We start from the raw sequence: 19,297 nt of genomic DNA on the forward strand, positions 1-19,297 counted from the left end.
CGCCCTGCGGAATCGCTGCCGTCGTGTGTATGAAAGGCGTCTCATCCCAGCTCAGGCGAATATCGCGCTTCCGCTCGGGCCAGTTCGTCGTATCGTTGCAGTTCGAAGACCTCGTCGAGCGTCGCAATATTGAGCTCAATGCTCGCAGTGTTCTCTTCAGCGAAGATGCGACCGCAGACTTGGCGCATAGCGGCTATTGCGGCCCTCATCGAGTGGTTGGCCCAGATCACCGTGGAAATGCGGGCTTTGCGATAGGCAGAGACTGGCGTTCGATAGTATTTCGTCGGAACAATCACCACCGGCAGCCTGTTCCGCCAGGCGCACACAAACGCAAGGATCTCGTCGGCGGTGGTCCGTCGCGAGTGAATGAGGATCGCATCGGCTCCAGCGTCCGCGTAAGCGTGAGCGCGCGAGATTGCTTCGTCCATTCCGTGGCCATTGATGAGCGCTTCTGTCCGGGCCACAAGGACGAAGTCGCCCGCGACTGTATCCTTCACGGCACGCAAGCGGCCAGAGAATTCATCGATGTCGGCGAGGGGATGCAGATCACCAACGAACGAGTTCATCTTCGGAAAGCAGCTGTCCTCCAGCGCGATCCCGGCAGCGCCGCGCTGACAGAGTTTGCGCGCCAGCAGGCGAGCGTTGTTGAAGTTGCCGAACCCACCGTCCCCATCGACCAGAACCGGCAGCTGGCTCGAATCCACGATCCGCTCGACGACGTCGACAAGTTGACTCCACGATCCTTCATTGGCGTCGCGGTAGCCCAGAGAGGAGGCTATCGATAGGCCAGATGCCCAAAGGCCGTTGAAACCTGCGCGCTTAGCGATCGCGGCGGAGAGACCGTCATGTGCTTCCATGAGGAACGAGAGTTCGCGGCTGCAGCAGATCTGAGCGCGCAGCATTTCGGCGATTGACGGATCACCAGATTGAACGGAGCCGTCGGCGAGGACAGATGGTGATTGGTCTTGCATGCCGAGTCCTTGTGTGCTTGGCCGACCGACGATCATCAGGGAACGTGACATGTGTCTGTCATCCAGATCAATTGTGCGGGTTAGTAGTTGACGAGACCTCAAACTGTGGGGTCTCGCCGTAGATGCGCAGGAACTCCGGCTAAGGCCAGACCATCACCAGATGATCATCGTTTCTGGCGGAAGCTGCGTTCTCTTGCAGTGCTCCTGCGGTTTTGAGGCCGCCCGTGTCAGTTTACCAGCATTCCGCGAGCCTCGATCGTTCAAACGTTCGGGACGAACGAGGGGGCATGGTGTGTCTGAGCCTAAGACGCTCGAGGGTTAATGATTGAGCCTTCCCGAGGGCTCTGATGCCAGCTATGCAACGTGCTGCCGCTCCCACGACACTTCCGATTGAGCAAATTGCATTTTCAAATCAAACTATGCGATTGGCATAAGACTTGATTGAGCTTGTACGGAGCAGCGCCTGTGCAAGGAGCGGCAGTGGTGACTTACAAAAGCGTCGGCTCTGACTGGATTGTCTGGGACGAGCACGAAGTCGACCGTTCCAATGACGCGACGCCTCGCAACGCGCGTGTGGTATTGTCAGCATGATCGATTATTTGGTCATGGTTTGCGACAACATCGCTGCGCGCTCGCGCCGCTGCGCCTTTGCCGGGTCCGGAACCTGCCGGCATCGATATTCGTGATGCAGCCGAATTCAAGTGGATCGAAGGCGAGGTTCGGCGGATGGATGCCGGCGGACCAACTGGGGTTGATTGGAACAACGTCGGCACGCTGTCGCTCAATATCTTGGCGAAGCAGTCAAAAGACATTCTGGTCGCTTGTTGGGCGACTATGGTTTGTTTCGGGTCGAGGGATATGAGGGTCTTGCTGGCGGCCTTGGCGTCTTGCGCGGCACGGTGGAGGCGGATTGGGAGGGGCTATTTTTCGCCGATTGGCTCGTTGGTCGCCTTGGTCCGGGCGGTGGCCGGGATTGTGCCGATCGCGGCCGACTCTCCGGCGGTCGTCGCCGCCTATGATGCGCTTGATGATCTCGCTCGCCCACTCAGCGGAAAGCTGGTTCAGCGAGCAGGTCACTTTGGAGGGGATGCTCCGGGCGCTGCAATCATAATACGAACAGGCTACGTGCGCGCTGGTCACCGCTACCAAGCATGGGGCTGAAGCAGTGCGAGCTGCCGAGCCCGGCCGGAGCCGCATTGGCGGAACACATATCAGCCCGGCTGAGGCTGCTCCACCAACAGCACGGAAGGTAGCGCTATCCCTTGCGCCATTTGCATTGGGCTGCTTCTAGAGAAGGTTGCCAAATATATGCTGCGGCAAGCTGCGGCCCTCCCGCGCGTCGCGCCCTGGCGACTCTTCAGAGCATTCGGCGTGCCAGGATTCGACCTTTTCGCAGGCGTCACCCAGATCCGTTGACCGCGCCGTGGACAGCGCAGGCTATCGCAATCTCCTGCGCCGGGGTGCCGAAAAGTAAAGACTGAAGGTATCTGAAGCGGACGTGAGTCCTTTCAAATCGCAAAGGTCGATCGTTCCATCGCGTAAGTGCATCAACTGTTGAATAACTGCATGAGCGCAACCATAAATCGTCACATGCCTGCAGTTTCCTTGCGTGTACATTCGGAACACGCGGGGAAAATAGTGCGATGTCAGGTGTCGACTGGAGATCAGAGAGCGCATACCACGATGTCAAGAACGCAGAAACGGTCGACATTGCTTGGGAGTGGCTACGTCGCGATCGCGAGTATCAAAAAGACTTCAGGACCCTGCTCGGCAGCAAACAATCCAGCGCGACTGATCACTTCCGACGGAAGTGGGGACTGACGTTTCGCGGCTGATCCGCAAAAGACGTTCGACAAACAAGCTGTTTTCTGGTCGCCTGAGGCGCTGTCGACCGTGCTAACCGTTCGCACGGCGATCTGCTCGACCGCGTCCAAACCGTACGAGCTTGATTTCGCCGACCTGGCAGGCAGCGAGCTTCGTGAAGCGCCGGATGGATGGCATGCCATCGTGCCGCTGGGAGGGGCGAAGCATCGGCTTTGGCTAACAGAACTTCCACCGAGCGGTTCATTGGTTGCCATCGACTTGCCACTCGACCGCAATTTCGACCTCCGTTTGCAGGCTGCATATCGATTTTGGTTGGCGCTCGAACAGCACCCCATTGGGCCACCCCCTCTTGTTCAATCGATCGGAACCCGGCATCGGCACATCCTCGCTTTGCGTGCAGTAGATGGGTGGCTGGAGGGCAACAGCTATCGCAACATCGCGCAAGGCCTGTTTGGCAAGCCTCGCATTCCGGATCGAGGTTGGAAAACACACGATCTGCGCAGCCGGACCATTCGCCTGGTCCAGATGGGGCTGCGTCTCATGCGGGGCGGCTATCGCGCATTGCTCCGTCGCAAGGGCAGGGACAGGTAACGGCGCTTCCTGAGCTCTTGGCCGATCGGCTGGTCGTCGCGCCACCTTGCAGCACTGACTGCAGCCATGGAGGCTCAATCTGCCTCGGTTTCACTTGGGATCGTAAGACGAAATTGGCGGATGACCGGCTTGCTCAGCCCCGCATCCTCCATCCCTGGCTGCAACAGCGCTTTGCCGTCACTTGCCCTGCGCAATGTCGACGTCTGCAAACTGTCTTGGAAAGCGCCTGCCTACCACAGCGTAATGCAGATCCTGCTCAATCCGCCCTCGCATACGTCTTCGGTTGAGGCAGAGAACGCGCGTAATCCCCGCAAAGTCAGCGGCGTCGACAAGCGCCGAGAGGGCGTGGAATGTCCTGATCAAGGACAACCACGAGGGCTACATCAGCTGGCAGGAGTATGGGACAAGCGCGCCATGTCGCCCACGAACAGGAGGCGCGTTGGAACCGCGCGAAAAGATCGAAGAGCGCGCCGGCGGCCAGACCGTATCGACGGCACGTCCGAAAATCGATCGGGCCCTGTTTCTCAAACCAGCCTAAGACCTGCCGGCGGTCTGGAATGCGCCGTCCATCGACATGCGCACCAGCCGCGCCTGATCCGCATCTTCGTGCGCAAGATCATCTACGAGCTCGACGAGTAGCCCCCGGCCGATCGTGTCGCATCGGTCACAAAGGCGTCGGGGCGGGCGGCTTGTCGAGAATCCCAATATCAGCTTTTGGCTTGCGCGGAAGCATTGGCGTGCTTCTGTCTGAAAGCAAACGCGCCTGATGTCCAGAACCCGCCAAGCTGTTTGGAGCGCGACATTGCGCCCCTAAAAGCTGGTCGTTTTCCGTAGCGTCCCCGCTGGCGCAGATCATGCTTCGTCCTCGGTGAGACAAACCCAGGAGGGCGCCATGCCACTCGACAATCCGCTTCCTATTGTCTTCGACCACATGAGAATCAGCATATCTTTGTACTGCAATCTTCACTGCGACCACTGCTATATTCCCGAAGAATATCGAGATCAATACAAGAGGCTCTTGGAGCCATCACAGTTATCGATCGAGGAGATGACAAATTTCGTCGACCTGCTCGTCGACAGATATTCCCTGAGAAAAATCACCATAACTGGTGGGGAGCCGCTTCTCAAAATCGTGTTTCCGCGCTCCGCAGCCTTGATGGCCCACGCGAACAAGCGAGGCCTTCACGTCCAGTTGAACACAGGGGGGCTCGGCCAAATTCCCATTTCTGATGTCGTCTCGCTCTTCGACGGCCGAGAGAAGTTGGTCTTCCAATTCAGCTTTGACGGTGCAAAGAGGGACACCGTGGACCGTTTCCGCCGCAAGCCGGGCGTTTACGAATCTGCACTCCGTCAGATGTCCGAGGCAGTCAATTGCGGGGCCTTGGTGCAGGCCAGGATGACCGCCAATCGGCACAATGTCGGTGAAGCGCTCGATGCGTATCGGCTACTGTCATCGATCGGCGTCGACTCGTTTAAAATCAGGCCGATGTTTGCCGCAGGTGTCGCCATCGACAACCAGGATGCGCTTTTAGGCTCAGCTGAGGAGCTGAAGGAGCTGCAGGAGGCCCTGATCGCAATGGCTGCGCAGAGCTCGGTACGCCTCGAACTGCCGCCGCCGATTTTCGTCGACACGACGAAGCCGCGGCCGAACGTTAAATTCATTGAATGCAATTGTGGGGTCTGCCTCGGGCTACCTCTCTACAAACGGCGACGTCTATCCGTGCGTTTACGTGGTCGGGGATCCCGAAAGCCAAGAATTCCGCGTCGGTAACATCCGATCGCCGGGCTTCGACCTCGAGACTGCTTGGCGAACCTCGCCGGCTCTCAAGAAGTACCGGGCGAACAGCGGCTGCGCCCAATGCCCGACCCAGGTCGCCCTCCTGAAGAATGTCGAGAACCGTGCGCTTGCCTGCGCATGATCCGCCCACCCATGAACCGAAGCCATCTCCGTGTCGGCGGTTCTCGGTGTTCGAGGAGGTAACGTCCCGCCTTTCAGAGGCTGCCGGGTCGACCCGGGGTCTGCCCTGACGCGAGAGCATATCAGAAGACATGAAAGAACTCATCCTCGTCGGGCTCGGTCCTCATGCCCGGGCCAAGTATATTCCTCTGATCGAGGACGCCGTTGCCAGCGGCCGAGCATCGGGGTTCCATGCCGTCGAGCTCGAGAGCGCGCGAGATGACTTGGATTCCTTCTTTCTGACCCGCGCATGCAAGCCGCTGAGCATCTCATATGTACCCGATCTTCGACGACAGGGGATCTGGTATTCCGGCCATGGGAAGGACATCCTTACGGCCTTGGCAGGTCCAGGCGCAAAGGTAATTATCTCGACCGAGCCGAAAGCCCATCTAGGCTATCTTCGCGCGGCCCTCGATCTTGGCCTTGATTGCCTGGTCGACAAGCCCATCGTTCTTCCCATGGATTCGAATGGACGCCCCGCAGCGAACCGTTTGGTTGGTGCGGTTGCGGAGCTCAAGGAGATCTGCAATCGGACTGGCGGCGGTTGCGTCGTAATGGCGCCGCGCCGCTACAACGCAGTCTACGAATTGATTGGACGGTATGTGCGCCGCGCCTCCCGCAGTCTCGGGATGCCGGTCACCTATATTGGTATCGAGCATCACGAGGGGGTGTGGAACACGGAGGAGGAAATTCTCTCTCGGGAAGACCATCCCTACCGTTACGGCTACGGAATGCTTTGCCACTCCGGCTATCACTACGTCGACCTTCTCTCCAGCTTCCTAGCCCACAATGAGGACAACTTTGGGAGCCTGACGGTCGAGCTCGATGTCCACCGAGCGACAGCGGCCGACCAGGTCAGGCAGATCGGACCTGATCTCGTGCGTCGGCTTCGCGGTGACGCTTCAGTCCCTGGACTGTTTCCCTCCCCACAGTTTTGGGGAGAGACGGACCTCGTCTCGTCTGGAGCCGCACGCTGTCGCGGGAGCCGCAATACCGTCTGCCTCTTCCGGCTCGACCTTCTGCAGACCAGCGTATCGCTGCGCAGCTGGCGGCAATTGCCAAGCAATGTTTACAACAAGAACGGGCGGTACCCGTCCGAGACCATTCGCTTGAATATAGGTCCCTTCGCTGCGATTGAGGCTAGAATCCTGAAGCGGCTGCAGTTGGGCACCGAAGGTCATCTGGAATTGACCAAGCATGCGCACATCATGCTTTGGCGGAACGGTGGTTTCCTCGGCCGCGCCGCCTTTCGGGAGAAGTTCTATCCCGCGCGCGACACACTCATCCGAAACGCCGACCTCGGCGCTAGCCGCAGAAGACTGTTCGACGATTGGCTGGCAGGCCGCACCGGTAAGAGTACCCTCGAATCGCACACCCGGACGATCTCGCTCTTCGCTCGCTACCTGGCGGCGGTCACGACGGATCGAGGAGAAGCTGCCGCATCACCCGCTATCGACAAGGTTCCGGCATGAATGTCGTTGCGTCAAGTTCGGCGCGCTCTGGGCTTTTGGGCTTGCAATATCGACGGCGATAGGGTCGCGGGACTGGAATTGCAGACTGTAATGAAGCGTCCTTGTCTCGTCGTGTCATCGGCCCAGGTCATGGCCCGATGCGGCGTGAGCTCCGCTGCTCGTCTGGCTTCGAGACGTCAACAGTGCGCGGCGCTTCGCTCATCAGATCGAGCTGATCGGCTTCGGAGGCGTTCATGTCGATCACAGGAGATCCAAAGATGAACGTATTCCGAAGCCACACCCATATGCTGAACAATCCGATGGAATTCTTTGGACGCATTCGGGCAATTAAGCATCGTGTCCACGACCCGGATTTCGTCGCCGTGGCCCGTACTGAGGCCATGGTCTGCGCGTTTGAGGGCGAAGTCGGGCCTGAGCGGTGCGACGGCTGTCGGATGGCCGGTGCCGACGCGGTTCTCGTTCACGCGAAGAGATGTGATGCCGACGAGGTCAAGGCATTCACGCAAGAATGGCCACAGCCCTGCCCCGATTTTGTCGTGCCGGCCACCGATGCCTCTGCCCCGATCTCTTCCGGCGAGAGTCGCCTGCCAGATCTCCCAGACCGGCTAGCCTGCCTTCTTCGAGCCATTGGTCGACCGATCGTCGAGAAGGGGAGGGAGGATAGGATCACTCGCCGTCGAGCTGTCACGGCCCTATGTTTGAGCGTCGGCACCACCGGGTACGCCGGCGCGCCACGGTTCTGGCTGCCGTCGTGATCTTTTCCGATTCTCGCACCGCCGAGTATCCGGCGGCGGTAGCGCTACCGTCTGCTATCCTTAACACGGACCGCCTATGGTCAGCGCCATCGACCGACGACGGTACATCATTCAGATCCCGTGCCTCCGACGAGATTCTGGACGTGTCGGTGCGTCGACTGCACGGATGTTCACCCTCGCCATCAGGCCGGCGACCACCGTGTCGTATCAACAGCCGACCTTCTCGGTCCACTGGCCGCTGTTCTCGCTGAAAGCGGCGTGACGTCGACCATCGTGCTGGTTCCGGCAGCACCGAAGATGAAGCGCTGGATGATGCGTTCGCCACGCCGGAAATACATTCCCTGAGCAACCGGGAGACGATGATGAACGACATCCTCTTTGACGCTGGCCATCCTCTGCCGAGCAACTACCGTGCGTATCGGCACTCGGTTCATACGCGCCTGCTCCGCATCCTTGGACAAAATCCGGGATGCCGCTTTCTCGAGATCGGCGTAGGACCAATCTTCAGACAGGAGCGGTTCAGGACCATCGACAACCTCGGCATCCACTATGTGGGTTTGGACTTCGAAGACGTTTGCGCCGAACGTCGAGCCGACTTGGCCGCGGCCGGCATCGCGGATCGAGACATCAGGTTTTTGGGAAATCACGTCGGGACATACCTGTTCAACCTGATCAGGTTGGCCAGGAATCGGGAGACTTTCGATATCATCTATCTCGACGGCAGCCATTCGATCTATGTAGATCTGGCGGCTGCCATCGCAGCAGTTCGGCTGTTGAAGCCTTGCGCCCTGTTCCTTTTCGATGATGTGAGGTTCGCCTTCGGAAGGAGACATTTGATCCAGGCGACCGCTCGATATGCCGATGGAGAGGAGACCAAAGGGTTGACCGAGGATGAGGCCAACGAACCTCATGTCACGATCATCATCAGGGACTATCTGATCCCTTTGTTCAGCTTTGAGGTGGAGCGGTCGTGGTCAGATCCTGATTGGATCGCACTTCGAGCCCCCAGGTCCGCTCCGTGGATACGGATTTGAGGGTTTTCGCGCTATCCGGCTCCTCGTCTACCCCCGATCATGCCGGCAGGGTTCGCCATCTTGGCAGGCTTGAAGTTGCGGTTGTTCGCAGCCCTGAACTTACAGACCGCTCGCCGAGCCCTCGTCCTTTCGAAAATCGTTGACCGACTTATGATCAAGAGCCGGAGGGCCAATTAACCAGATCGCCTCGACATTACCCGCTTCGTGCTCAAAGCGCCGACTGAGGCCGAGATCGTACAGCGCTGCAGACAGCTTGTTGCTGTGCTCGGTCACGGCCTTTCGTTCCTGAACGATTCACATTCAGGTCTTTTTTTCCAAAGTGCCCCGCTCACGTGCCTTTCTAAATTGAACGAGGCCCGTCCCGCCCATCCTGTTGATGACTTTGACGTCCCCCAGCAAGGATCAGGATGGCGTTGCTGGTGAGTTCGCTTCGCTGCCGTAGTCGCGGACCATCATCTTCAGCTTGCCCGCTCAATCACCAGCCGCTCTCGTAAGCACGGGTGTCGGCCACCGCCGCCAGGCCCGCGGTGCAATCATCGATCACGGCCAGGACGCGGAAGTGCGTTCAATCGCGCCAAAAACGCTGAATTTCTGTGCCACTTGACGGCTCCCTTGCGAGCGGCAGGAAAACAAACCTGTCCCCGATTTGAAAGGTCGCACGAGTAAGGAGATTGCTAACGAAGATTGATGTTCCCAAGAAATCAAGACGCACGGATGTCGTGTGGCCTTGCTTGGAGCCGTCCGCCGACATGTGGCGGTCGCCCACAGCGTGGCAATCGAGAGCAATGCCGGCGCTGGCATTGGATTCACGCAACCAAGCCAGACTCGGGAGCGATACATTGGCCGATTTCTTTGAAATCGATTTTTTGGGCGTTGAAGCGAACAGCAGTGGGACGCCATTGCATCCGCTATGAGCTGAACGGTCAGACCTTCATTCATGTCGTTGATGGATCGGAAAGATCATCCCGCCACATCGTTTGCAGCGGCGGGGACCACTCGATCGCCGGAACGAGGTCCATCATCCATTCCTACGGCGGCATCCCTGCGGGCGATGATTGATGGGGAAGCGGCACAGCCGGGTTGAGCATTTCGTCCGATGCCTGGCCAACCAGGAACATTGAGCCTGGCACCGTGAGATGACCGGGGTCGAATGCGGTCAATTCCGACTCGTTTGGCCCGATCCGCGTCAGGCAGCCGTCGTCATTGCAGAAGATATTGCGCACCGAGATGTAGTGGATGCCGAGCTCGTGCGACAACGCGCTCAGCATCGCATCCCTGCCGCGCGTCCACTCGTCATTCGAGCGATAGAAGGTCCGCGCCGGCAGGACCGTTCCTGTTTTCCTGTAGTAATCAAGCACATTCGCCGACAACCCCGCGCCTTGCCAGCTTGGCGGCGGCCCCATGAGAACGATACGTGCGATATTCGCAGCCTTGAGCTGTGAGATCGTACGCGGCAAATCCGTCGCGTAGCGTCGGCTCGGCCTGTCCCCAGGTCGCGTCGAGAATGACGACATCGGGATGCAGTTTGCCAATTCGCGCGACGACATCGTCATTGATGCTTCTGCAGAACGGCCGCTCCGCGAGCGTGTATCCGATCAATGGCGGGCAGGCCGAAGCGGTGTATTGGGCAACGTCATACCCTCGCTCACGCGCAAAGTGGAGGAGTCCGGGATAGAGAGCCGCACCATACGAATCTCCCCAGATTAATAGCAGCGGATGACCGCCGTTACCGGCGCATTCGGGAGCGAACTCCGACGCTGGCTGCAGCGCCAACAGGCACGTGCCCCGTCGCCAGGAGATCGAGGTTTCGCTGCCCGACAGCATGAAGCCACGAATTGATTCCGGGAAGCGCACCGGCAGGCCGTGCGTATTGACGGCGACAATTCCGATCAACCAGGTACCCACCATCGCGGCAATCAGAGGTGCGACCCTCAACTCGATCGTCGACTTGCCAAACCTGATGGGTCGCTCGACGAAGCGATAGGTCAACCACGCAAGCAAGAAGCTGAGGACGAGAAGCCCGCACATCGACAGCGCGGGCACCGCTGCTACACCGGCGTTCAGCTTGGCAAAGGCGATGAGCGGGAAGTGCCAGAGATAAAGCGGATAGCTGATGAGGCCGATGAAAACCATCGGCCGCGCCGACAATAGACGACAATGAACCAGCGTGCCCGCTGTCACGATCAAGGCCATCGCTGCCAGCACGGGAACCAATGTCAGGATGCCTGGCCAAGGCGAGCGGCCGCTGAGCCCACAGAACGCGAAGGCGACGCCGGCCAGTCCGGCAAAGGCGAGAGCGGTGTCGAACCGACGACCGACGACACCAGAGTCCTTGCGTGACCACAGTGCGAGCAGAGCTCCGGCAAGAAGCTCCCACCCTCGGGTCGTCGGCGAATAGAATGCCCAGGCCGAATCGACCGGAGGCGTCAGAACGCAGACAACGAAGGAGCCGAGCGCAAGGGCCGCGACAATGGCCACGCACCGCGCGGGCCAACGCGAGATGAGCCAAAGCGCCGCCGGCCACACGATATAGTACTGCTCCTCGATTCCGAGTGACCACAGATGCAGCAGCGGCAGGCGCTCCGCGTTGGGATCGAAATATCCGACGATCTGCCCGTGAAGCACGAAATTTTCTATGAACGCCGCCGCGCCGCTGATGTCGGCTCCCAACGCTTCCATCTCGCCCGCCGGCAAGACAAACCAGCCGAGCATGAAGGGCGCGACAATGACGACAATCAGGGCCGGAAATATTCTCAGGATGCGACGGGCGTAGAAATTGGCGAGGCTGAAGCGCTTGTCCAGCATCTCGCGGTGAATGATCCCGGTGATCAGATAGCCAGAAATGACGAAGAAGATATCCACGCCGGCGAAACCGCCCGGAACCAGTCGCGGAAAAGCGTGATAGGCGAGCACCGCAATGACCGCGACCGCGCGCAATCCGTCGATGTCGGGGCGATATCCGCGAAAATGCGGCGTGCGGGCACCAAGCGTGCACACGCCACCGACCTTGAGCTCGCCTGCTCCACCGCTAATGTGCATCTTTGCTCCTCAAGGCGCGAAACGCAGTTGTCTTCTCTAGCGCGCTGACGAGGTCGCGCGTGAATTCGGCCGCACCGTTCCTGTCGAAATGCCCGCCTTTTCCGCGATTTCCCGCCGGCCACAATCCGCCGGTGAAAATGGCTCGCGATCTTGATTGCCACGCCACACCGGAGGCCATCGCAACCACGCGCGAGTTCGTTCGCAGCTTAGGCGCGCCCGTTGTGCTGAACCCTTTTGGCGGCGAGCCCATCGAGATTGTGAACGTGGAATTGTGAATGCCGACATTCTTGCTGCGGCGACATTGAACGAACGCATCCATGCGGCATCCGGCGAGGCCGAGCTGGAACCTTATGAACGGCAGTACCTCAGTGACCCGCGGCTGCGCCGGCTTGGTTTCTCGCAGACCAAGACGCCCGCTAAACAGCTGAAAGAAATCCGCTTTCGCTCCAACCACCCGGACGCAGCAATGCTTAATCAAACGGCTGAGATAAATGGCGATTATCAACTTAATGAGGGAACCCGGTTCGACCTCAGTTATGGCTGCACGTCCAAAAATAAGTTTGGCGATCTCTGTGCGGTTGGCAGGAGTTCGCATATTCGCCGGTAATGCCGCGACTGCTTCATCAAAAATTCGTCCCAAAGCTGAGAGCTGATCTGGATCGTATACGCTGCTGTGTTCCTGTTGGAGTCGCGCCGCTCCACCACCCAAGATCGCGCTGCCGGTTCGCTCGTCGCGTTCCGGGCAAAGCCCGAGCCCTGCCGCTATTAGCTCGCTTGTGAGCTCGTTGAGCAGCGGGGTCGCCACCGCGTCCTTGTCTTCGTAGATCAGTCTCGCAACCCCTGCGATTTGCAGCCCGATGGTCTGCTTAAGGTGCTGGACACGCGAATTGCAGCGATGAAGGTGCGCAGCACGTTCTACTGAGTGCGGTCCAGTGAAGTTCAGACGTGGACCAACCTTACACTCGAAAAGCAAGTTGACGAGCATGTGCAAAGGCAAGGTGAGAAATCGAAGTGGTTTGCGCGCAAAACGCTGTCACCCGATATGCTCGTTTCAGGCGCTCTACTGGCCCGGTTTTCCTAGATCCGTACTCTGTCATAGTCATTGCCGCCTCTTGCAGCGTTCTGGTATCCGAATTCGGATTCGATGCACGCCGCCAATTCGCTGTCGTGCAATGTCAGCTTCTGTATTGAGACATGCCGGCCCGCAGGGGCGCGCACGCCAGACCGATGGCCCTCGGCAATCGACAATCAATTTTCACGAGCTGCTATGCCCTCAATTTTATCTCGGCCGGCGCTTTGACTAGCAGCGTTCGATGTGATCGGTATAATAGATTTTTCTAATTGAATGTATTCACCCGGTGGATACAAGAAAAAAGCCAATGAGCTTGCTTATACGATTCCAGAGAATGAAAAGTGCGGCGTTTTTGAAGGCTTTGTTGGACGGCGGACAAATGCACGACCGCTGTCGCGGGACAGGAGATTTGAGAAGCCCTCCCCAAGTACAGATCAAGCACAGGTACACCGCGTGTTCGTCAGACGCCCAGACGATCGAAGCTCGGATGCTCGCGTGGCCGACGCGCGGGCTCTTCGTCAATGAAGCCTATCGCGGACGCTTCGCGCGCGCGACAGCTGGTTCGACGATCCAGTCTTGCTGCGTCATAATTTTTGATATCTACTTCGACTTGCGATTGTGCCTGATGCAGCAAATGGCATTCGAGATAATGCGGGCGCGAGAGCAGCGTTCATTTTTCTTCGAATGGCGGCAATCGAATTTGGAATGTGTCGTTCAGGCCGCAATGGCGGATCCCCTCGGTCAAGGGGTTTTGGGAATTGCAACCTCCTTGAAGAGCTTGGTGGAGGCTGTTTCTGAGGGGGATCGCCTTACTGATCGCGTCGCTGTTGTGCATGGCACTATCTACGGGGATCTTCGTTGCCATCCGATTGTCGTTCGGCACCTTGCCTTACCGCGCATTACCGACATGTCCTGTCCATTCCGCTCCCCCCGACCGACGACTTAAGGTTTGTTCGCCCCATGTTGCAGCAACCGAACAATGACGCGCGATGCGCGCCCTTCGGGAACGCAATGAGAGGATTTAGGCCTAACGCCTGTTTCTGACATTTTCACATTGCCGTTTCCGTTCGTCCGCAGCGGTCAGAGGCAACAAGACCGTCATCGGAACGGTCGCGCAACCTAAATGGAGACGAACGTGATCATTGGTAACTTTGCCAACGACGCCAAGGCGGACACCTATCTCGCGGGCATTCTGACCCTCAACTTCGACATCGTGCGGGTCCCGAACGAGAAGAACAGTGACAAGGAGCCCGACTACCGTATTATGGCTCCAACCGAGAACGGCAACGTCGAACTCGGCGCGGGTTGGAAACGCACCAGCGAGCGCAATAAGGACTTCATCTCGCTTTCGCTGGACGGTTCGTTGCTTGCGGCTCCGTTCAACGCCGTGATGTTTATGGACGAAGACCAAAAGGCATCCTCGGTCTGGACCCGCTCCAGGCCGAAAGCCGTCGAAGCTGCGAATACCAGCGTGAAGGCAAGGGCCAAGAAAGCCGCCTACGCCAACCGCGCAGATGACCGTCGCGTCAAATTTAACCGGTATGAGCTCCCACGTCCGGGGTGATCAGCGGCCGCGCGGGTAGCGGATCGGCATCCAGTACTGGCGCAGCGCCTCCACAGCCGCTGAAATATCGGCGTAGATGTCAGGGCTGTTTGGTGGCGGCCCGAGCAGCGGACGGCCTTGATCGTCGCGACAGTGCCGCAGGATGGGCCGCAGCAGGCGGTGATTGACGTTGCTGGCGTCCAGTAACGGCGCCCACGCCGGCAGCCTGAGCCGCATCGCGGCGTAGAACCCCTGGCACCAGGGACGCATGTCGACATCGCCATTGGCTTCGCGCCGGTGCATTGGCGCGAACTGCTTCGGCGTGCTCGAAAGGGTCTGGCTGATCTCGTTATGGCGCAATGCGACGGCGGAGATCGCCGCGAATTCCGGTGTGTCGCCGTAATTGAACGCATCGGCATCGATGGCGAGCAGCGGGCAGATCCAGTCGAGCGGGCTCATCGACACCGGTCCGGCCACGATCGCGGCGACGTAGCCGTCGAGCGCGGGAAGGCTGGTGGCGGCGGGCTGCCAGTCGAGGCGAGCCTGGAGCCATCGCTCGAGTTCCACAAGGGACATGGCGGCGGCCGCCATCGACGACGAAGCTTTGCGGCGACGCGGGCTCATGCGGCTCGCCGGTGCTCCACCTTCCAGTTCCAGGCAGCAGTTTGTGCCGCTGATGACTCCTGGTTCGCCCGGAGACGATGCGCTCCAGCACGTCGGTGAGATAGGCCTGCGGATCGAGTTCGTGGAGTTTTACGGTGTTGAGAATCGAGCTCAGGATCGCCCAGCTCTCGGCGCCGCCTTCGCTGCCCGCTGAACAATGAGTTGCGTCTTCCTATGGCAATCGGGCGCATGGAACGCTCGACCGTATTGCTGTGTGTGCCTTGATAAGGTGCACTGTCCTCCCTGGTGGAAATCCAGGCACCGGCAAACTCTCGCTGCAGTCGGAAGTACTCGGGGCGGGTCAGGAGGCGACGAATGGCCTAAAGCACTCTCAGAAAAGGCCCCTTTTGGGGGTCATCGGTCCGCGCGGGCCGCAACTTGCGATTGAACACCGAGCAGGCTCCGAAAGCGTCATCGTGGGAGTCGACCCGCCGTAACAACGGGGAAGGCCGACGTCCGGGGGGAAGCGAGCGAGAAAAGCACCCAGGAATCCCACCGGGGTAGTGGTGGCAGCACGCGCGGGACATGGACAGTGGGCAACAAGGGAAGTCTGCCGTCGAGGAAGGATGACGAATCCTGACAACGACGAACCCGTGAGGGCCAGCGTCGGCGGCGGCAGATGAGCGCGCGGCCCAAGGCCACTATCGAAGACGGAGACTCGCTTTGGTTGGCGAAACTCCCTCATCGCGACGATAGATGGAACAACAATCGGGTCGAGCACGCCATGTTGACCTTGGCCCACGAGTGCGGGATCTCATGTGCCGAAAGCCGAATGACGACGATCGGCGACAAGGACGTCGTACTGATCAAGCGGTTCGATCGCCACAAGGCTGAGAAAGGCTATTTCCGCAGCAGGATGGTCAGCGGCCTGACGCTGCTCGACGCGGACGACTCTCCCGATACCGTCGATAAGCGCCAAAAATGGTCCTATCTTCTGCTTGCCGATGAAGTACGGCGAGCCGCCTCCGGAAGCCAGGCGAGGGATCTGCCAGAGCTTTTCCGTCGATTGTGCTTTAACGCACTCATCTCCAACACCGATGATCATCCACGTAACCATGCAATCTTGGCAAAGGACCAGGCCTGGTCGCTGTCGCCGGCATACGACCTAACTCCGAACCCGATGATCTCACAGGAGCGCCGTGACCTGGCGATGCCATTTGGCAATTGGGGGCGATATGCGAACCGGGTCAATCTGTTGTCGCGGTGCGAACGCTTTCTGCTGTCCAAGGAGGAGGCCACAACGATCGTCGATGGCATGAAATTGACGATTGGGGAGTCGTGGTACCGCATATGTCAGCAAGTCGGTGTCAGCGAGCGCGATTGTGAACTGATCCGCAGCGCGTTCGTTTACGAAGGGTTCGGCTACGATTTGGAAGATCCGACAATCGCGACTGACGACGCCAATGAGCTGCCGACCACTCGCCCGCGCTAAGCGATCCGGAACTCTCCAAGAAACGCGAAGATCGCGGCCTCGTTGGGCGAACGATGAATGGGCTGTCCAGCGTGTCCGCTACATGACGCTGGAAACCATCGCGCCGTTGAGCGATGATCCAACCGTCAGCCTTCCGGCTATCGCCGCCTGACCTGCCCGGCTCTTTGCCGACGAAGGCGGTGCCCACCGCGAGTTACACCACGCCCTTCTTGGCTGGGTTTGTGGTTCGCGCGTCGCCCTTTCCGTGACTACCGCGTGTGCTCGCATATCTCTGGCGCTTCGATGGGCCGCTGATGCGGCAGGTCATCGTGCTCGGAATGCCGATCTCGATCGCCATTTTCATGGAAGCCGGACTTTTCTCTGCTATGGCGCTCCGATAGGCGTGATCAGACCACGGCGGTTGCCGCCCACCAGATCGCGTTGCAGGTGGTCACGATCCTGTTCATGATCCCTTTTTGCATCGTATGGCGGCGAGCGTTCGGGTTGGGCACGCAGTAGGCCGCAACGACGCCTCAGGCGTAAAGCGGGCAGGTTTGGCCGCCATGTTGCTCGGGGTCCTGATCGCTGCAATTCTTACACTTGCGGTGATCGCCGCGCGTTTTGAGATCGCCGCGTTGTTTGTCGGCAAATCGGCCAGCAATGCCCGGAGAAAAACCCCAAAAACAGCTCTCCTCGAACGTGCGCTTGCATTTTTGTATCTTTTTTGATACATTGCCCCTGGTGAATGACCAAGAGCCTCAACCCTATCCCTCTCGTATTTTGGCGCTCGGCGACAGGCCGCGAACCGGTGCGGGAATGGTTGAACGAGTTATCCCGCGAGGATAAGCGGATCATCGGCCGCGACATTGCCAAAGTGCAGTACGGCTGGCCGGTGGGGCTGCCGCTTTGCCGTCCTTTGAGCGGTGGCTTGTGGGAGGTTCGGGCAACGCTTCCGAGCAATCGCCAAGCTCGTGTATTTTTCGGGTTTCACGATGGGATGCTGGTCGCCTTGCACGCCATCTTAAAGAAAACGCAGAAGACCCCGACGGACGATCTCGCGCTGGCGAGACAGAGATTTAAGGAGTTGCAGTCATGGCAAAGAAAAACCCCCACATAGGTTCCAGCTTCGAAAGCTGGCTCGATGAAACCGGAATCCGCGAGGACGTCACGGCGGCCGCGATCAAGGCAGTGATTGCGCGCCAACTTGCCAGCGAGATGAAGAAGAAGGGCATCACCAAGCCGAAGATGGCGGAATTGATGAAAACCAGCCGCGCACAAATCGACCGCTTACTCGATCCCGACAACGGCAGCGCCACTATCGAGAGCCTCCAGCGCGCCGCAAAAATCGTCGGCCGCGAATTGCGGTTACAACTGGTGTGACAGCGCTAATCACCGCGGGCCGCATTACAAAGATAACGATGCGCGGCCCGGTTTTTTACGCAACTTTATTGCAACCCACGAATTCGCATGAATGACGAAGCGATTGCCGAAGAATTGCAACGCCAACGCGAGCCAGCGCGGCGGTGCTTCGAGCATTATGCCAGGCAGGAGCGACTCAGCATCCTGCTTCCTGCGCCCAAGCCGGGTCTGGAGGAGATCGCCGCCTCGTTAGCCGCGCTTGTCACCCAGCATCCAAAATTCGGGCAGCCGCAAACGCGATTTTACGGCGAGAAGCAACTTATGCTCCATCCACAATTTCTGCCACGTAGCCTGCTCCAAGTCGCGGCGCAGCGAGATGGTGCCACGGCTGTTAGCTGGCTGCATAAGGTATACGGCACGGCGTCAACCGATTTACGTTTTGTCGCTGCGGTGCATGGCCTCGAAATCACGCAGCCGATCACGTTGGGAAATGGTTGTCACGATCATCCCGTTGAACAGCGTTCTTAATTCGCCAAATGCGCAAATGCTCGCGCGCCAGTTTGAAATCAGGCCCGGGTTCTTGCCCGTGAACGGGTTTAGCCACCCCCCTAATGCAGCGGTGCTCGAAATCCGGGGCGTCGCGGCTTCTCCCGAGCCAGCAAAGCCGGCGGCCGATTTCGCCTACGATATCGTGGTCAACTCCATCAAGGCGTTTACCCTGGCGAACGGCGGCGCGCCGGGCTTTGCGTCGATCTGCCCATTATGCAGATTAATCAAGTCAAGTTGCGATAGAAGGCGCTGGTGCGATGCATCAATCTGGAATTCGCCATTCGGATTTCGTTCCCCGAGGGCCTTTACGTGGTCGATGACATTCTTTGCGAGAGAGCTAATCCATCTTTCAGCTTTGCAAACAATTCGGCCTCCGATTTCTCCTTTGGCAGCATGTTGTGCCGTTCGTAGCAGCGGGTCTTAACACCATCGTTGAGTACGTAGAGCAGCGCTACCGCGCCGTTGTACCTGGTGGCTAGGTCGTAGCCGGTTTGCGAATCGAAATACTGCCCTTCCACCGCGTCCATCACGTCCGCAATCGCCTTGAGCGCATCCTTGACCCGCTTGCGGCTTGCGTCAGCGAGCGGCTTTGCCGGTTCGCCAATTGCCAGCTTCAAATCCTTGTGGCCGATGCGACGGTTGCGCCAAACCTGGCAAAACTCCATCGTCTTGATCGCGACATCGGCCAGGGCAGAAACTTTGGCTTTGGCCGCAGCGTCAGGAACGAGATCGGGGAGGTTGCGGATCGTTAGATTGGTTTTACCGCCAGTGGCTGATGCGTTGGTAATCCGCGCAATATGCAGCAACCTACTTTCCCAAAGCTCCTCCTGGATCATATGAAAGAAAGATGGGGCTGCATTGTTCAACAGCTCGATACGCGAGGGTTTTTGCCGAACAATTCGGTGTATTCGGCCCAAGAATGGCAAGCTCCTGCCAGAGCGCCGTGAATTGCGTTCGCAGCCGCTCGCCCATTTTTTCAATGTTGCGCTCTTTGACTTCCTCCGCGGATAGATCCGTCACGACACAGCTCCCAACGCAAAATGTCGCAGACGGTACA

The 19,297-nt window shown here is 58.8% G+C and carries 22 protein-coding genes and 2 pseudogenes; 15 read left to right on the plus strand and 9 right to left on the minus strand.

Annotated features, from left to right (window positions below):
* Positions 1-41 precede the first annotated feature (41 nt).
* Positions 42-902: a phosphoenolpyruvate mutase gene (gene aepX / locus ACVWW1_RS41525; RefSeq protein WP_429032548.1), complete on the minus strand. Its 861-nt coding sequence runs from the start codon at positions 900-902 to the stop codon at positions 42-44.
* A 717-nt stretch (positions 903-1,619) separates the two neighbouring features.
* On the opposite strand from aepX, the gene ACVWW1_RS41530 reads away from it, so the two are divergent.
* From ACVWW1_RS41530 to ACVWW1_RS41565, 8 genes are all read left to right on the plus strand, one after another.
* The gene (locus tag ACVWW1_RS41530) at positions 1,620-2,132 is read left to right on the plus strand and encodes a type VI secretion system ImpA family N-terminal domain-containing protein (protein WP_429032492.1); all 513 of its coding nucleotides are present in this window, start codon (positions 1,620-1,622) and stop codon (positions 2,130-2,132) included.
* Between the two features lie 482 nt (positions 2,133-2,614).
* Complete coding sequence (locus tag ACVWW1_RS41535; protein ID WP_429032490.1) at positions 2,615-2,806, plus strand: transcriptional regulator domain-containing protein; 192 nt, start codon at positions 2,615-2,617, stop codon at positions 2,804-2,806.
* 58 nt (positions 2,807-2,864) lie between these two features.
* Positions 2,865-3,386 carry a DUF2285 domain-containing protein gene (locus ACVWW1_RS41540; protein ID WP_429032487.1) on the plus strand — a complete coding sequence of 174 codons (522 nt, stop codon included), beginning with the start codon at positions 2,865-2,867 and terminating at the stop codon, positions 3,384-3,386.
* Positions 3,387-3,506: 120 nt separating this feature from the next.
* Positions 3,507-4,025, plus strand: a complete 519-nt coding sequence (locus ACVWW1_RS41545) for a hypothetical protein (RefSeq protein WP_429032484.1) — start codon at positions 3,507-3,509, stop codon at positions 4,023-4,025.
* Positions 4,026-4,278: 253 nt separating this feature from the next.
* Entirely contained in the window at positions 4,279-5,157 is an 879-nt protein-coding gene (locus tag ACVWW1_RS41550; protein WP_456659885.1) for a radical SAM protein, read from the plus strand.
* Positions 5,117-5,305: a hypothetical protein gene (locus tag ACVWW1_RS41555; RefSeq protein ID WP_456659886.1), complete on the plus strand. Its 189-nt coding sequence runs from the start codon at positions 5,117-5,119 to the stop codon at positions 5,303-5,305. Before ACVWW1_RS41550 ends, ACVWW1_RS41555 begins: the two co-directional genes overlap by 41 nt.
* Positions 5,306-5,435: 130 nt before the next feature.
* Positions 5,436-6,815 (plus strand): hypothetical protein, encoded by a 1,380-nt coding sequence (locus ACVWW1_RS41560; protein ID WP_456659887.1) that lies wholly within the window; start codon positions 5,436-5,438, stop codon positions 6,813-6,815.
* A 233-nt stretch (positions 6,816-7,048) separates the two neighbouring features.
* The gene (locus tag ACVWW1_RS41565; RefSeq protein ID WP_456659888.1) at positions 7,049-7,570 is read left to right on the plus strand and encodes a hypothetical protein; all 522 of its coding nucleotides are present in this window, start codon (positions 7,049-7,051) and stop codon (positions 7,568-7,570) included.
* Positions 7,571-7,752: 182 nt separating this feature from the next.
* Here ACVWW1_RS41565 and ACVWW1_RS41570 read toward each other — a convergent pair whose 3' ends face one another.
* The 4 genes and pseudogenes from ACVWW1_RS41570 to ACVWW1_RS41585 all read right to left on the minus strand — a co-directional run bounded on the left by ACVWW1_RS41570 (position 7,753) and on the right by ACVWW1_RS41585 (position 12,628).
* A complete protein-coding gene (locus ACVWW1_RS41570) occupies positions 7,753-8,481 on the minus strand; it encodes a hypothetical protein (RefSeq protein ID WP_456659889.1) in 729 nt (242 codons plus the stop codon).
* Between the two features lie 222 nt (positions 8,482-8,703).
* Complete coding sequence (locus ACVWW1_RS41575) at positions 8,704-8,877, minus strand: hypothetical protein (protein WP_456660861.1); 174 nt, start codon at positions 8,875-8,877, stop codon at positions 8,704-8,706.
* 755 nt (positions 8,878-9,632) lie between these two features.
* Positions 9,633-11,643 (minus strand): annotated as a pseudogene (locus ACVWW1_RS41580) (acyltransferase family protein).
* A complete protein-coding gene (locus ACVWW1_RS41585) occupies positions 11,633-12,628 on the minus strand; it encodes a hypothetical protein (protein WP_456660798.1) in 996 nt (331 codons plus the stop codon). Before ACVWW1_RS41585 ends, ACVWW1_RS41580 begins: the two are co-directional and overlap by 11 nt.
* A gap of 421 nt (positions 12,629-13,049) precedes the next feature.
* Here ACVWW1_RS41585 and ACVWW1_RS41590 point away from each other — a divergent pair, with 421 nt between their 5' ends.
* Both ACVWW1_RS41590 and ACVWW1_RS41595 read left to right on the plus strand, forming a co-directional pair.
* A complete protein-coding gene (locus tag ACVWW1_RS41590; protein ID WP_456659890.1) occupies positions 13,050-13,661 on the plus strand; it encodes a hypothetical protein in 612 nt (203 codons plus the stop codon).
* Between the two features lie 189 nt (positions 13,662-13,850).
* Positions 13,851-14,279, plus strand: coding sequence for a DUF736 domain-containing protein (locus tag ACVWW1_RS41595; protein WP_456659891.1), 429 nt, complete (start codon positions 13,851-13,853; stop codon positions 14,277-14,279).
* Here ACVWW1_RS41595 and ACVWW1_RS41600 read toward each other — a convergent pair whose 3' ends face one another.
* Positions 14,280-14,849 carry a UPF0149 family protein gene (locus ACVWW1_RS41600; protein WP_456660799.1) on the minus strand — a complete coding sequence of 190 codons (570 nt, stop codon included), beginning with the start codon at positions 14,847-14,849 and terminating at the stop codon, positions 14,280-14,282.
* 29 nt (positions 14,850-14,878) lie between these two features.
* A pseudogene (locus ACVWW1_RS41605) lies at positions 14,879-15,133 on the minus strand (transposase domain-containing protein); the annotation flags it as partial.
* A 407-nt stretch (positions 15,134-15,540) separates the two neighbouring features.
* On the opposite strand from ACVWW1_RS41605, the gene ACVWW1_RS41610 reads away from it, so the two are divergent.
* The 5 genes from ACVWW1_RS41610 to ACVWW1_RS41630 all read left to right on the plus strand — a co-directional run bounded on the left by ACVWW1_RS41610 (position 15,541) and on the right by ACVWW1_RS41630 (position 18,219).
* Positions 15,541-16,353 carry a HipA domain-containing protein gene (locus ACVWW1_RS41610; protein WP_456659892.1) on the plus strand — a complete coding sequence of 271 codons (813 nt, stop codon included), beginning with the start codon at positions 15,541-15,543 and terminating at the stop codon, positions 16,351-16,353.
* Between the two features lie 464 nt (positions 16,354-16,817).
* A complete protein-coding gene (locus ACVWW1_RS41615; protein ID WP_429032456.1) occupies positions 16,818-17,060 on the plus strand; it encodes an MATE family efflux transporter in 243 nt (80 codons plus the stop codon).
* Between the two features lie 17 nt (positions 17,061-17,077).
* A complete protein-coding gene (locus ACVWW1_RS41620) occupies positions 17,078-17,449 on the plus strand; it encodes a type II toxin-antitoxin system RelE/ParE family toxin (RefSeq protein WP_429032453.1) in 372 nt (123 codons plus the stop codon).
* Positions 17,425-17,712, plus strand: coding sequence for a Fis family transcriptional regulator (locus tag ACVWW1_RS41625; protein ID WP_429032450.1), 288 nt, complete (start codon positions 17,425-17,427; stop codon positions 17,710-17,712). Before ACVWW1_RS41620 ends, ACVWW1_RS41625 begins: the two co-directional genes overlap by 25 nt.
* A gap of 87 nt (positions 17,713-17,799) precedes the next feature.
* Positions 17,800-18,219 (plus strand): hypothetical protein, encoded by a 420-nt coding sequence (locus ACVWW1_RS41630; protein ID WP_456659893.1) that lies wholly within the window; start codon positions 17,800-17,802, stop codon positions 18,217-18,219.
* A 326-nt stretch (positions 18,220-18,545) separates the two neighbouring features.
* Here ACVWW1_RS41630 and ACVWW1_RS41635 read toward each other — a convergent pair whose 3' ends face one another.
* Both ACVWW1_RS41635 and ACVWW1_RS41640 read right to left on the minus strand, forming a co-directional pair.
* Positions 18,546-19,106, minus strand: a complete 561-nt coding sequence (locus tag ACVWW1_RS41635) for an AbiU2 domain-containing protein (protein ID WP_456659894.1) — start codon at positions 19,104-19,106, stop codon at positions 18,546-18,548.
* Positions 19,048-19,260 (minus strand): hypothetical protein, encoded by a 213-nt coding sequence (locus ACVWW1_RS41640; RefSeq protein ID WP_456660862.1) that lies wholly within the window; start codon positions 19,258-19,260, stop codon positions 19,048-19,050. Before ACVWW1_RS41640 ends, ACVWW1_RS41635 begins: the two co-directional genes overlap by 59 nt.
* Between the last annotated feature and the right edge of the window lie 37 nt (positions 19,261-19,297).

Source organism: Bradyrhizobium sp. JR3.5 (assembly GCF_054057015.1).

Bases quoted from the DNA above. Each gene is read 5' to 3' on its own strand.
- ACVWW1_RS41565 (WP_456659888.1), top strand. From the start codon at position 7,049: ATGTCGATCACAGGAGATCCAAAGATGAACGTATTCCGAAGCCACACC.
- ACVWW1_RS41590 (WP_456659890.1), top strand. From the start codon at position 13,050: ATGAAAAGTGCGGCGTTTTTGAAGGCTTTGTTGGACGGCGGACAAATG.
- ACVWW1_RS41620 (WP_429032453.1), top strand. From the start codon at position 17,078: ATGACCAAGAGCCTCAACCCTATCCCTCTCGTATTTTGGCGCTCGGCG.
- ACVWW1_RS41625 (WP_429032450.1), top strand. From the start codon at position 17,425: ATGGCAAAGAAAAACCCCCACATAGGTTCCAGCTTCGAAAGCTGGCTC.
- ACVWW1_RS41630 (WP_456659893.1), top strand. From the start codon at position 17,800: ATGAATGACGAAGCGATTGCCGAAGAATTGCAACGCCAACGCGAGCCA.
- ACVWW1_RS41585 (WP_456660798.1), bottom strand. From the start codon at position 12,628: ATGCTCGTCAACTTGCTTTTCGAGTGTAAGGTTGGTCCACGTCTGAAC.
- ACVWW1_RS41570 (WP_456659889.1), bottom strand. From the start codon at position 8,481: ATGAGGTTCGTTGGCCTCATCCTCGGTCAACCCTTTGGTCTCCTCTCC.
- ACVWW1_RS41535 (WP_429032490.1), top strand. From the start codon at position 2,615: ATGTCAGGTGTCGACTGGAGATCAGAGAGCGCATACCACGATGTCAAG.
- ACVWW1_RS41600 (WP_456660799.1), bottom strand. From the start codon at position 14,849: ATGGCGGCCGCCGCCATGTCCCTTGTGGAACTCGAGCGATGGCTCCAG.
- ACVWW1_RS41615 (WP_429032456.1), top strand. From the start codon at position 16,818: ATGGCGGCGAGCGTTCGGGTTGGGCACGCAGTAGGCCGCAACGACGCC.
- ACVWW1_RS41610 (WP_456659892.1), top strand. From the start codon at position 15,541: ATGAGCGCGCGGCCCAAGGCCACTATCGAAGACGGAGACTCGCTTTGG.
- ACVWW1_RS41545 (WP_429032484.1), top strand. From the start codon at position 3,507: ATGACCGGCTTGCTCAGCCCCGCATCCTCCATCCCTGGCTGCAACAGC.
- ACVWW1_RS41560 (WP_456659887.1), top strand. From the start codon at position 5,436: ATGAAAGAACTCATCCTCGTCGGGCTCGGTCCTCATGCCCGGGCCAAG.
- aepX (WP_429032548.1), bottom strand. From the start codon at position 902: ATGCTGCGCGCTCAGATCTGCTGCAGCCGCGAACTCTCGTTCCTCATG.
- ACVWW1_RS41550 (WP_456659885.1), top strand. From the start codon at position 4,279: ATGCCACTCGACAATCCGCTTCCTATTGTCTTCGACCACATGAGAATC.